Annotated in this window: 11 protein-coding genes and 3 tRNA genes; 7 read left to right on the plus strand and 7 right to left on the minus strand. The window is 75.5% G+C overall.

Features of this window, described 5'->3' with window-relative positions; genetic code table 11:
• Positions 1-4 precede the first annotated feature (4 nt).
• Entirely contained in the window at positions 5-433 is a 429-nt protein-coding gene (locus MY526_RS04955; protein WP_436690287.1) for a VOC family protein, read from the plus strand.
• Here MY526_RS04955 and MY526_RS04960 read toward each other — a convergent pair.
• Positions 411-3,026: an ATP-binding protein gene (locus tag MY526_RS04960; protein WP_436690285.1), complete on the minus strand. Its 2,616-nt coding sequence runs from the start codon at positions 3,024-3,026 to the stop codon at positions 411-413. The two genes, MY526_RS04955 and MY526_RS04960, sit on opposite strands and share 23 nt — an antisense overlap.
• Before the next feature lie 240 nt (positions 3,027-3,266).
• On the opposite strand from MY526_RS04960, the gene MY526_RS04965 reads away from it, so the two are divergent.
• The 3 genes from MY526_RS04965 (at position 3,267) to MY526_RS04975 (ending at position 6,889) form a co-directional block, all read left to right on the plus strand.
• Positions 3,267-4,082 carry a hypothetical protein gene (locus tag MY526_RS04965; protein WP_436690283.1) on the plus strand — a complete coding sequence of 272 codons (816 nt, stop codon included), beginning with the start codon at positions 3,267-3,269 and terminating at the stop codon, positions 4,080-4,082.
• On the plus strand, positions 4,075-5,787 hold the full coding sequence (locus MY526_RS04970) for an FAD-dependent oxidoreductase (RefSeq protein WP_436690281.1): 1,713 nt from the start codon (positions 4,075-4,077) through the stop codon (positions 5,785-5,787). Before MY526_RS04965 ends, MY526_RS04970 begins: the two co-directional genes overlap by 8 nt.
• Before the next feature lie 109 nt (positions 5,788-5,896).
• Entirely contained in the window at positions 5,897-6,889 is a 993-nt protein-coding gene (locus tag MY526_RS04975; protein ID WP_436703385.1) for a glycosyltransferase, read from the plus strand.
• Between the two features lie 68 nt (positions 6,890-6,957).
• Here MY526_RS04975 and MY526_RS04980 read toward each other — a convergent pair.
• From MY526_RS04980 to MY526_RS04990, 3 genes are all read right to left on the minus strand, one after another.
• Positions 6,958-7,031, minus strand: a tRNA-Phe gene (locus tag MY526_RS04980).
• 24 nt (positions 7,032-7,055) lie between these two features.
• A tRNA-Asp gene (locus MY526_RS04985) sits at positions 7,056-7,129 on the minus strand.
• A gap of 14 nt (positions 7,130-7,143) precedes the next feature.
• Positions 7,144-7,216: transfer RNA gene (locus MY526_RS04990), tRNA-Glu, on the minus strand.
• A 153-nt stretch (positions 7,217-7,369) separates the two neighbouring features.
• On the opposite strand from MY526_RS04990, the gene MY526_RS04995 reads away from it, so the two are divergent.
• From MY526_RS04995 to MY526_RS05005, 3 genes are all read left to right on the plus strand, one after another.
• The gene (locus MY526_RS04995; protein WP_436703386.1) at positions 7,370-8,032 is read left to right on the plus strand and encodes a hypothetical protein; all 663 of its coding nucleotides are present in this window, start codon (positions 7,370-7,372) and stop codon (positions 8,030-8,032) included.
• A gap of 67 nt (positions 8,033-8,099) precedes the next feature.
• A complete protein-coding gene (locus tag MY526_RS05000) occupies positions 8,100-8,693 on the plus strand; it encodes a hypothetical protein (protein ID WP_436690275.1) in 594 nt (197 codons plus the stop codon).
• Positions 8,694-8,748: 55 nt separating this feature from the next.
• Positions 8,749-9,414 (plus strand): AMIN-like domain-containing (lipo)protein, encoded by a 666-nt coding sequence (locus MY526_RS05005; RefSeq protein ID WP_436690273.1) that lies wholly within the window; start codon positions 8,749-8,751, stop codon positions 9,412-9,414.
• A 27-nt stretch (positions 9,415-9,441) separates the two neighbouring features.
• Here the strand turns inward: MY526_RS05005 and MY526_RS05010 are convergent, their stop codons facing one another.
• The 3 genes from MY526_RS05010 to MY526_RS05020 are packed head-to-tail and all read right to left on the minus strand — an operon-like array spanning position 9,442 to position 11,831.
• Positions 9,442-9,771 (minus strand): hypothetical protein, encoded by a 330-nt coding sequence (locus MY526_RS05010; protein ID WP_436690271.1) that lies wholly within the window; start codon positions 9,769-9,771, stop codon positions 9,442-9,444.
• 23 nt (positions 9,772-9,794) lie between these two features.
• A complete protein-coding gene (locus MY526_RS05015; protein WP_436690269.1) occupies positions 9,795-11,291 on the minus strand; it encodes a metallophosphoesterase family protein in 1,497 nt (498 codons plus the stop codon).
• 39 nt (positions 11,292-11,330) lie between these two features.
• A complete protein-coding gene (locus MY526_RS05020; RefSeq protein ID WP_436690267.1) occupies positions 11,331-11,831 on the minus strand; it encodes a GtrA family protein in 501 nt (166 codons plus the stop codon).
• Positions 11,832-11,857: the final 26 nt, after the last annotated feature.

The raw sequence follows: 11,857 nt of genomic DNA on the forward strand, positions 1-11,857 counted from the left end.
CGGCATGATCACCCACATCTCGCTGGTCACCGTCTACTGCCTCGACCAGACCAAGGCCCGGGACTTCTACGTCGACGTCCTGGGGTTCGAGCCGCGCACCGACCTCACCATGGGCGAGGGCTTCCGCTGGGTCACCGTCGCCCACCCCAGCCAGCCGGAGCTCGAGGTCACGCTGATGACGCCGGGCCCGCCGCTGGACGACGACGCCGCGGCGTTCGTCCGCGGCCAGCTGGAGAAGGGGTCGATGGGCGGGCTCGGGCTGGCCGTCGACGACTGCCGCGCGACCTACGAGGAGCTCTCGGCCAAGGGGGTGACCTTCCTGCAGGAGCCGGCCGAGCGGCCCTACGGCGTCGAGGCGGTGCTGCGCGACGAGTCGGGCAACTGGCTGGTCCTGGTCGAGCGCCGGGAGTTCAGCCCGGAGGACTTCCGCTGACCGGCGTCGCCTTCCGGACCGTCGCCAGCCCCTCGTCCAGCGCCGTCCACGGGTCCAGCCGGGCGCCGGCGGCCCGCTCGCGGCGGTCCTCGTCGGGGCCGAGCGCTTCGGCGATGGCGTCGGACAGCCGCCGGGCGAGGGGCTGCAGCGGCGGCCAGACGGCGACGCCGAGCTCACGGCGGGCCGCAGCCGCCGACCCGGCCAGCCGGGCGGCCATCGCCGGCTCACCGAGGGCCAGGGCGAGCGCGGCCAGCCCGTCGAGGCAGTAGGCCAGCCCCTCCAGGTCGCGCAGCTGCCGGTGCAGCTCGGCGGCCTCGGCCAGGCTGTCCCGCACGGTGGGCAGGTCGCCGGTCATCAGGGCGTCGAGGGCCAGCTGGTCGTGGAAGGCGGCGGCCAGGTGCTCGTCGCCGATCGTGCGGGCCAGGTCCAGCGCCTCGCGGTGCAGCCCGGTCGCCTCGGCCGGTGCGTCGCCCAACACGGCGACCGCACCCCGGAACAGCAGCGCGAACGCCACCGACCAGGTGTCGCCGCTGGCCCGCAGCGCCGCGACCGCCGCGTCGAGGGTCGGGGCGAGCTCGGCGTCGCCGGGCGGCAGGGTCATCGCCAGGCCGTTGAGCCCGTGGCCGAGCAGCCACTGGTCGCCGCGCGCCCGGGCGTCCTCGACCAGACGCTCCAGCAGCGGCCGGGCCTCCTCGACGCGGCCGAGGGCCACCCGCGTCGCGCCGCGCGCCCACAGCAGCAGACCGGCCAGGTCCGGCGGGAGGTGCGCGGCCGAGGGCAGGCCGGCGGTCCGCTCGGCGAGCTCCGCCATGACGGCGAGCAGCCCGCGCGCCCACCACCAGCGGGCCAGCGGCGCGGCCAGCCGGACGGCGAGCTCGGCGCGGTCGTGGTCCACCGCCCAGCGCAGGGCCGCCTCCAGGTCGGCGGCCTCGGCCTCCAGGCGGGCCAGCCAGAGCCCGTGCTCCGGGCCGGAGAGGCCGGCGCCGGCCTCGGCGCTCAGGTCGGCCAGGTGCATGGCCAGCCGCTCCCTGGTCGCCTCCTCCTCGCCCCGCTCGCGGAGCCGCTCGGCGGCGAAGGCGCGCACCAGTCCCAGCATCCGGAAGCGTGGCTCACCGGCGCCGGGGTCGCTGGAGGTGACCAGGCTGTGTGCGACGAGCTCCGAGAGGGTGTCGACGACGTCGAGGTCGTCGTCGCGGGCGCCGACCGCCTCCGCGGTGTCCAGCGTGCACCCACCGGCGCACACCGACAGCCGGGCCAGCAGCGCGCGCTCGGCCTCGCTGAGCAGGTCGTGGCTCCACGCGATGGTGTCCCGGAGGGTGCGCTGCCGGTCCGGCGCGTCGACGTCCACGGCGCGCAGGTCCAGCGCCCGGCCGAGCCGGCGCAGCAGCAGCGCGGGCGGGAGGGCGCGCACCCGCGCCGCGGCCAGCTCCACGGCCAGCGGCAGCCCGTCGAGCCGGCGCACCAGCTCGGCGACCGCCGCCGCGCTCTCCGGTGTCACGGCGAACGACGGCGCGGCCTGCTGCGCGCGGGCGACGAACAGCTCGACCGCGGGCGCCGCGCCGACCCGGTCGGGCCGCGCCTCACCGGCGTCGGGGACGGCGAGCGGGCCCAGCGGCACGTCGTGCTCGCCGCGCAGTCCGACCACCGAGCGGCTGGTGACCAGCAGCTGGGTGTGTGGGCAGCGGGCCAGCAGGGCCGCGGCCGACGGCGCGGCGTCCAGCACCTGCTCGGCGTTGTCGACCACGAGCAGCACGCGCAGCCCGGCCAGTCGCTCGGCGACCAGGTCCAGCAGCGGACGGCGTCCCTCCGCGGTCACCCCCAGCGCCGCGGCGACCGCGACCGGCACCTCCCGGGGGTCGCGCAGCGGCGCGAGGTCGATCCACCAGACGGCGTCCCGGTCGGGCACCACCCGCTCCGCGACGGCCAGCGCCAGCCGGGTCTTGCCGGTGCCGCCCGGCCCGGTGAGGGTGACCAGCCGCACCGCGGGGTCGGCGAGCATCCCGGTGACCAGCGCGAGCTCGGCCTCCCGGTCGACCATCGGCGTGGGCGGGGTGGGCAGCCAGCCGGAGGACAGGCCCGGGTGCGGCGCGTCCTTCTCGGCAAAGCGCTCGGTGAGCAGCACGGCGAGGTCGTCGGCCACCAGCTCGGCCAGCTGCTCGGGGTCCTCGTACGGCGTCGTCGAGGCCCCGCCCTCGGCCTGGATGCGGGTGATGAGCTCGGTCAGCCGCGGCTCCCGGCCGGGCGCGTCGCGGCGCAGGTAGAGCAGCCGCGGCATGCCCGCCGACAGCTCGAACTCGTCCTCCAGCCCCGAGATCGTCATCCCCGGCGCGGTCCACCCGTAGTGCTCGCCGTAGATGCCGACGAAGACGTCGCTCTGCGCCAGGTAGGCCCGGTAGAGGTCGCGCGGCGGGTGCGGCCGGGCACCGAGCTCGAAGAGGACGGGGGTCAGCCGCATCCGGGTCACCGCGGTCCGGACGGCGCGCCGCTCCTCGGCCAGCTCCTCGATCGTCGAGGAGACGAAGACGCGCAGCCGCTGGTCGGGGGTGGCGATCGGCGGCGGGACGTCGTCGGACGCCGGTTCCGGTCCGACCACGGACACCTCCCCGTCCGGCGCGGTCGGTGGCGCCCAGACCGGCGCTCCTCCCCGGAGTCTAGGGACGGCCCCGGGCTGCGGAAAGGCCGTGACAGCCCGCTGACCCGGTGGTTCGATTCGTCCGTCCGTCCGTCACCGTGCACGGGGGACCGAGGCGCACGGGAGGTCACTTTGGACGCCTCTGCCACGCACACTCCGACTCCGACCGCGCCGCCTCGCACTCTCCTGCCGGGCATTCGGGTGCTGCTGCTCGCCTTCAGCGTGCTCACCGCGCTGGCGGTGGTCGCGCTGTTCGTCCTGGCGCCGCAGACCGACGAGACCTTCGCCTGGACCATCCAGCCGCCGCTGACCGCGGCCTTCCTCGGCGCGGGCTACGCGGCCGGCTGCGTGCTGGTCGTGCTGTCCCTCCGCGACGGGGTCTGGGTGCGCACGCGGGTGCCGCTGCTGACCATCCTGGTCTTCGTCGTGATCACGCTGGCCTCGACGCTGCTGCACCTGGACCGGTTCCACTTCTCGGCCGAGTTCGCCGACCGGTCGATGATCGCGCAGGGCGCGGCCTGGTTCTGGCTGACCATCTACGTCGTCGTCCCCGTGGCGATGCTGGCGCTGCTGCTGCCGCAGGAGCGGACGGCCGGCACCGACCCGCCGCCGCGGCACCCGGTGCCGCGCGTGCTGCGCGGCCTGCTGGGGGTGGAGTCGGTGGTGCTGACCCTGGTCGGGGCGGCGCTGTACGCGGTCCCGTCGACGGCGACCACGCTGTGGCCGTGGCCGCTGACCCCGCTCACCGCCCGGGTGGTGGCCGCCTGGCTGGTCGCCTTCGGCGTCGCGACGGCGCTGGCGGCGCTGGCCGGCGACCTGGAGCGGCTGCGGACGGCGGCGATCGCCTACACCGTCTTCGGCGTCCTGGTGGCCGTGGCCGTGGCGCGCTTCGCCGGCACCGTCGAGTGGGCCGACCCGGCGGCGTGGGTGTTCACCGCGATGGTGGTCGCCGTGATCGGCACCGGAGCGGCCGGGTGGCGGCTCGCGCCGGTCCCGGCGCGGAGGCGGCATGGCTGAGGCGTACCCCGCGGCCCTGGTCGTCGTGTGCCGGGACGAGGCGCCCCGGCTGGCGACCGTCCGTGAGCTCAAGCGGCGCTACGGCGCCGACTACGTGATCATCTCCTGCATCCGCGCCGACGAGGTGCCGGGCGCGCTCGCCGCCTGGGGCGACCCGCCGGTCGCCGCCCTCCTCGGCGGGTTCGGGACGGAGGACCCCGACGGGCTCGCCGTGCTGCGGGCGCTGCACGGTCGCCACCCCGGCGCCCTGGCGGTCGCCCTGATCCGGTGGGGGGCCTGGGAGACGGCCCGCCCGATCTTCGAGGCGCTGACCCTCGGCCAGCTCGACCGGTGGGTCTACGCGCCCGAGGAGAAGGTCGACGAGGACTTCCACCGGGCGCTCACCGAGGTCCTCGACGAGTACTCCGCCCGGCAGGGCGGTGGTCGCGAGGCGGTGGTCATGATCGGCGAGCGCTGGGCACCCCGGTCCCAGCACCTGCGCGACCAGATGAACCGCAACCGGATCCCGCTCGGCTTCTACGAGGCGGGCACCCCGAGGGGCCAGGCGCTGCTCGAGGGTCTGGGGCTGGAGTCGCCGCGGCTGCCGGTGGTGGTCATGCGGTTCCACCCCGAGCGCCCCGTGCTGCAGGACCCCACCGACCTCGAGGTGGCCGAGGCGTTCGGCCTGTTCGAGCCGCTGGACCCCGACGCCGTCTACGACGTCGTGGTGGTCGGCTCGGGACCGGCGGGGCTGGGCGCCAGCGTCTACGCCGCCTCGGAGGGCCTCTCCACGCTGGTCGTCGAGGCCGAGGCGGTGGGCGGGCAGGCGGGGACCAGCTCGATGATCCGCAACTACCCGGGTTTCCCGACCGGGATCACCGGCAACCGGCTGGCCTTCAACTCCTACCAGCAGGCCTGGGCGTTCGGCAGCACCTTCCACTTCATGCGCTACGCCAAGGAGCTGCGCACCGAGGACGGGTTGATCCGCGTCGGTCTCAGCGACGGGACGACGGTGTGCGGGCGGACGGTCATCCTGGCCCTCGGCGCGAGTTGGCGGCGCATCGGCGTCCCGGAGCTGGAGGAGCTGGTCGGCCGCGGCGTCTTCTACGGAGCCGCGGTCAGCGAGGCCCCGGCCATGCGCGGGCGGCACGTCTTCGTCGTCGGCGGCGGCAACTCCGCCGGCCAGGCGGCGGTGCACCTCTCCCGGTACGCCGACCGGGTCACGGTGCTCGTCCGACGGGGCGGGCTGGCCGAGACGATGTCGGACTACCTGATCCGCGAGCTGGAGGCGATCCCGAACATCGACGTCCGGCCGCGGGCGCAGGTGGTCGGCGGGCGCGGCACCGAGTTCCTCGAGTCCTTCACCGTGCGCGACCTCGACTCCGGCGAGGAGACCGAGGAGGCCGGCGTCCTGTTCCTGCTGATCGGCAGCGAGCCGCGCACCGACTGGCTGGCCGGCACGCTCGCCCGCGACCGGTGGGGGTTCCTGCGCACCGGCACCGCGGTGACCGCGCCGGACGCCGACCCGCCCTGGACCCTGGAGCGGTCACCGGCGCTGCTGGAGACGAGCGCGCCCGGCGTCTTCGCGGCCGGGGACGTGCGCTCGGGGTCGGTGAAGCGGGTCGCCTCGGCCGTGGGGGAGGGGGCGCTGGCCATCACCCTGGTGCACGCGCACCTGGCGTCGATGCACCTGACCCCTTCGGGTGGAGGCGCGCACCGAGGGTGACGTCACGGGTTCGGCGTCCGCATGATGGGTACCGGACTGATCCGTACCGTTGACGACGACGTACCGCCCCTGCCGTCGCAGAGCGCGGCCGCAGGAGGACGACGATCGCGTGAGCGTGCCCGGACCTCGGGGGATGCGGGTGGTGACCGTCCCCCACGCCGATGCCTACGTCGACGCCGTCCTGCCGGCGGGCGTGGTCCGCGTCGGGCCGGCGCACGAGCCGAGCCCGTGGCTCGACCCCGCCTACCTCGCGGCGCACGCCGGCCAGGTCGACGTCGTGCACCTGCACTCCGGCTACGGGCACCTGCCCGAGGACGAGGTGGTCAGCTGGACCGAGACGATCCGGCGGACCGGCGTCCCCCTGGTGACGACGGTGCACCAGCTCCGCGACCCGGCGCAGCCCTCGCGGCGCCGGCACGACGCCCACCTCACCGCGCTGCTGGCCACGGCCGAGGTGGTGCTCACCCTCACGCCCGGGGCGGCGGACGAGATCGCCGAGCGGTTCGGCCGGACGGCGATCGTCGTGGCGCACCCCTCGATGGCCACGCCGGTGCCCGGGCTGGGCGCGGAGCGCGGCCTGGTCGGCCTGGCGCTGCGCGGTCACGGACCGGCGCTGCCCGACCCCTCGGGCATGGTGCGGGCCGCCCTGGCGGGTGCGGTGAACGGCGGCGGACGCCTGCGGGTGTTCCTGGCCGACGGCGTCGAGCCCCCGCCGGTACCCGCGGCGGGCGACACCCTCGAGTTCGCGCCGCTCAAGGCGGAGGCGTGGCCGCAGCAGCTGCAGGAGCTGCACGCCGCCGTACTGCCGGAGCAGTGCGGCACCCACTCGCGCGACCTGGAGATCTGCCGGGACGTCGGCACCCGGGTGGTGGCGCCCAGCTGCGGGTGGTTCGCCGACCAGTGGTCCGACGTGGTCGTCTACGACAGCGACGAGGAGAAGGGCTTCGACCCGGTCTCGCTGGACGCCGCGGTCGCCGCCGCGCTCACCCGGCCGGCCCCGCGCCCGGCCGACCGCGCCTGGCGGGACGGTCAGCGCGCCGCCGTGCAGGACGTGCACGAGCAGGTCTACGCCCAGGTCGTCGCCGACCGCACCGGCGGCTGACCGGGGTCCACGCGCGCATGGCGGCGGCTGCGCCGCCGTCCCCGCTGAGCGGGGGAGGGGAGACTGTGTGGGCAGGGGCGGGGTCGAACCGCCGACCTCTCGCTTTTCAGGCGAGCGCTCGTACCGACTGAGCTACCTGCCCCTCCCGGTGTCTCCACCGGGGAAGCGACCCTGACGGGACTCGAACCCGCGACCTCCGCCGTGACAGGGCGGCGCGCTAACCAACTGCGCTACAGGGCCTTGCTGGTGGTGCGTGCCCCCAACGGGGTTCGAACCCGTGCTACCGCCTTGAAAGGGCGGCGTCCTGGACCGCTAGACGATGGGGGCTCGTGTTCGCCGGGGGCAGGACAGAACGATACATGCTCTCCCGATCGGGTCTGACACGGGGTGCCCTCGGTGTCCCGAGCGGGCGCTGCGTTGGTCGCATCTCCGCTGGTGAGAGCGCCGAAAGGTGTCGTACCCCCGGCCTGGGTTCGAGCCGTGTCCAGCGAGAGCGGGTTCGGGGTCGGCCTGGCGGTCGCCGATCCCGGGCTGCCCGCCGAGCTGCCGCCGCCCCCTGGGCGACCGGTGCGGCTGGCCGAGGTGCTGCCGGTCGCGGAGCGGTCGCCGGAGGAGAAGGCGCTGGAGCTGCGGCGGGTGCAGGTGCTGGAGTCCATGCTCGCCGCCTACGAGCTGGAGCTGGTCGCGGGGCTGGCCGCTGACCGGCCCGACTCGGTGGACCGTCGGCCGGAGCAGCCTGGTGCCGCGGCGCCCGAGGATCCGGCCGGGCCGGTGCGGCCGCCGGGTGTGAGTGAGTTCTTCGCCGACGAGCTGGCGATGGTGCTCCGCTGCTCGCGGACGGCCGCCACCGTGCTCACCGAGCAGGCGACCACGCTGACGACCGCGCTGGCCGCGACGCTGGCAGCACTGGCCGACGGCCGGTTTGGACTGGTCGCGGGCGCGCGTGCTGGCCCGGGAGCTGGGGTGGAAGGCCCGCGACACCGATCCTGCGGTGATCTCCGCGGCCTGGGGCCGCAGTGCTGCCCCAGGCCGCTGAGTTGTCGCTCAAGCAGTTGGAGGCGGCAGTGCAGCGGGAGCTGGCCGCCCGCGACGCAGCGGCGTCCGATCGCCGCCGCAAGGAGGCTGCGCAGCTGGCGAACGTGACCGTGCGGCCGGTCGGTGACCGCATGTCGGAGCTGGTGGCGCTGCTGCCGCACGCGCTCGCGTCCGCGTGCCGGCAGGCCGTCGACGGTCTGCTCGGGCGGCCAAGGTCGCCGGGGACGGGCGGCCGCTGGGCGTGCTGCGGGCCGGCGTGCTCGCGGATCTGGTGCTGCGTCCCTGGGCGACCGACCGGGAGCCGGTGGTCGCGCACGTCCAGGTCACCGTGCCGATCGACGTGGTGACGCCGGCCCGCTTCCTGGCCGAGGGCGCGCCACTCCCGGCGGTGTACACCCCCGTCAACGCCGCGGGCGCCGCGGTGCTGCTGCCGCCCGGCTCCATCCCCGCCCCGATCGGGGAGGTGGACGGGCAGCCGATCACCGCCGCGCACCTGCGCGAGCTGCTCACCCAGCTCGACGCGGTGTGTCCCGGCGGGCGCAGGCCCCGGCCGGCGGCAGCCTGGACATCGCCTTCACCGACGCCGGCGGGGCGCTGCGGGCCACCACCACCCGTGTCGGTGACCACTCCCAGCGGCGTGACCCGCACCACCCGACCACCCGGCCAGCACCCGCCAGAGCTGCACCTGCTCGGCCCGCGCGTGCTCGCCGAACCCCCACCCGAGCCACCGCCGGCACCCGACCCCGCCGACGACCCACCACCCTTCTGACCGTCCCGTGCTGCACGGACCTCCGGACCAGGCCGAGGGCTGTCACGCTCACGCCGTGACCCGTCCCGCGGTCCCGCTCGCCGGCTCGTTGCTGCTCTCCGTCGCGCTCCTCGCCGGGTGCGGCGAGGACGGCAGCGCGGCACCGGACGAGACGACCGCGTCCGCCTCGGCCCCCGGTCCGGCGACGGGAGGGCCGACCGGGGGAACAGACGGCGACACCGACACCGACGGCGACGACGACGACGACGGCGGCGATGCGCCGGCTGACGCGCCACCCTTCCCGGCGGACGTCCGCCCCGACACCGGGGAGGCGTCCGCCGACGCGCAGGTCACCGTCACCGACATCAGGACCGGTCGGCACGAGGGCTTCGACCGGGTGGTGTTCGAGGTCGACGGCACCGGGACGCCTGGCTGGGACGTCCGCTACGTCGACCAGGCGACCTCCCAGGGGAGTGGCGCGCCGGTCGAGGTCGCCGGCGACGCGGTCCTGCAGGTCACGCTGACCGGCGTCGGCAACCCGCTCGACACCGGCGTCGAGGAGTGGGCGGGCCCCGATCCGCTGCCCGGCAACGGCACCGAGGTGGTCGCCGAGGTCGCCTGGGACTCGACCTTCGAGGGCACCTCGGTCGCTTTCGTCGGGACGACCGCGGAGTTGCCCTTCCGGGTCTACCCGCTGGATGGCCCCGCTCGCGTGGTGCTCGAGGTGGCCGACCGCGGCTGAGCCACGGCAGCCGGCGCCGGCGGCCGGTCAGCCCAGCGAGGCGGTCACCTCGACGGAGTCGGTCCCCACGGTCGTGCACTCCAGCGTCAGCGGGCCGGCGCTGACCGTCTCACCCTGGGCGCAGGAGACGCTGGCGTCGCCGACGCGCAGCGACGCCCGCCCGTCCTGGACGCCGCCGAAGGCCAGCGACGTCCCGAGGATCTCGACCTCCGAGCCGTCCCCGTCGAGCGTCACCGAGCACGAGCTGCCGCTGCACGAGAAGTTGTTCGAGGTGACCGAGCAGGCAGTGAGCGCGAGCCCACCGGCGAGGGCGGCAGCGGCCAGACGTGCGGCGCGGGTCGTCGTCGTCGCGGACATGGACCGAGGGTAGGGCCGGGACCTCAGTCCGCCGGGGAGGGGGGCGTGACCTCCTCCGTGCCTGCGCCGTCGGACCCGCCGGTGCCGTCCCCGGCCGCCGACGGCGCGACGACGACCCGCTCGATGGTCACCTCGGTCTCACCGAGGCCGCCGAGGGTGATGTCGTCGTAGGCGGTCAGCTCGCCGCTGACCGGGTCGAGGTAGAGCACCGTGCAGGTCAGCGGCTCCGGGAACTCACCCTGCAGGCCGCGCAGACCCGCGCCGCCGGTCGAGCCCTGCACCATCAGCCGGGTGCCGCCGTCGAGCTCGGTGACCTCCCGCTCGTGGGTGTGCCCGGCCAGCACGACCGGGACGACGCCGTCGAGCGGTGTCGCCTGCTCCGGGTCGTGCACCATCGCGATCGCCGGCGGCTCGATCAGCCCCTCGGCGAACGCGGCCAGGCCCTCCCCGCTCTCCTCCAGCGTCTCGGTGTCGCCGTCGGCGCTCTGGTCGGGGGTGAACCGCGGGTCCGGCGTCCCCACGATGCGGATGCCGGCCACGACGGTCGCCGAGTCGTCCAGCACGGTGGCGTTCTGCTGGGCGGCCACCAGCCCGGCGGTCACCCCGGAGTCGTGGTTGCCGCGGACGAAGACGTAGGGGACGTCCAGGTTCCCGACGGCGGTGATCAGCTGGTTCTCCGGCTCGCTGCCCCAGTCGGTGATGTCCCCGGTGTCCAGGACGCCGTCCACGTCGAACTGGTCGACGACCTGGCGCACCAGGTCGAAGCCGGCGGGGTTCAGGTGGAGATCCGACACGTGCAGCAGGGCGACCGTGCTCGCGGCTCCGCCGCCGGGCGGTGGCAGCGCCGACAGGGCCGAGTAGAGGGTGCTGACGTTGCCGACGAGGTCCTCGAGGGAGGCGCGGTAGGCGTCGAAGCGGGCCACGATGTCCTGCGCGCTGCCGATCAGGCTGTTGGCGTTGATCAGCAGCCCGGTGTAGGTCGGTTGCGACAGCGCCTCGGGCCGCCAGGTCGCCGCCGCCAGCCCGGCGGTCCCGGCCACGAGCGCCGTGGACAGTCCCAGCGCGATGAGCGGCTCCTTGCGGCGCCGCAGCACCAGCAGGGACGTCGCCGTCGCCCCCGCCACCGCCGCGACGGCGGTGAGCACGGCCACCCGCTCGACGGCGTCCCGCAGGTCGGCCGCGACCCGGTCGACGACGCCGTCCAGCTGCGCGGGGTTGCTGGCGAGGGCCTGCGCGCGGATCTCGTCGACCCGGCTGATCTGGATCTCCAGCCGCAGGGGGCCGTCGTAGGCGTCGACCTCGAGCGCGCCCAGGGGCGGGACGTCGAGGTCGGCGCCGCCGCCGGCCGGGCGCAGGGCGAGCGTCGCGTCGAACGGGCCCAGCGGAGCGCTCACCCGCCCGAGCACCAGGATGCCGAGCAGCGCGCCGGCCAGCGCGATCAGCAGCCGGACCGACCACCGCCGAGCGCCCCGGAGCAGGGCGGCGCGGCGCGGCGGGCCGGGAGGACTCGGCTCGCTCACCCGGCCCAGGCTAGTGAGCGCGGGGGGAGGGTGCGGTGCTCAGGCCGTGTCGGGGATCTGGTCGCGGAAGATCCACCGCAGCGCGATGAAGCGCATCAGCCCGATCATCGCCGTGACCGCGACGACGCAGGAGACCTGCAGGTAGATGCTCACCGAGCTGAGCGTCGAGTCGAGGACGCCGAGCGTGGCGCTGGTGGCGAACAGGCCGATGACGGTGATGCCGCCGGCCTCCCACTGCGCGGTGAACCAGTGCACGCGCTCACCGGCGCGGAAGGTGAGCCGGCGGTGCATCTCGTTGGCCAGCGCGGTGGACGCCGCCGTCGCCATGATGTGGGCGGGCAGGTACCCGAGCACCTCGAGGGCGATGAAGAGGGCCGCGTAGACCAGCGTCGTCGCCCCACCGACCAGCACGAAGCGGGTGAACTGGCCGAGGGTGTCCTCCGCCCGGACGCGGGCCGTGATGCTGCTGACGGCGCTGCCGACCGCCGGACGGCGGGTGTGCAGCGAAGGGCAGGTCACGACGGTCCTTCCGGTGGTCACGGGAGCAGGGTCCAGGGTGCCCCTGA

Source organism: Geodermatophilus sp. CPCC 205761 (genome assembly GCF_051383655.1).
GTDB lineage: Bacteria > Actinomycetota > Actinomycetes > Mycobacteriales > Geodermatophilaceae > Geodermatophilus.

Bases quoted from the DNA above. Each gene is read 5' to 3' on its own strand.
- MY526_RS04955 (WP_436690287.1), top strand. From the start codon at position 5: ATGATCACCCACATCTCGCTGGTCACCGTCTACTGCCTCGACCAGACC.
- MY526_RS04970 (WP_436690281.1), top strand. From the start codon at position 4,075: ATGGCTGAGGCGTACCCCGCGGCCCTGGTCGTCGTGTGCCGGGACGAG.
- MY526_RS05010 (WP_436690271.1), bottom strand. From the start codon at position 9,771: ATGTCCGCGACGACGACGACCCGCGCCGCACGTCTGGCCGCTGCCGCC.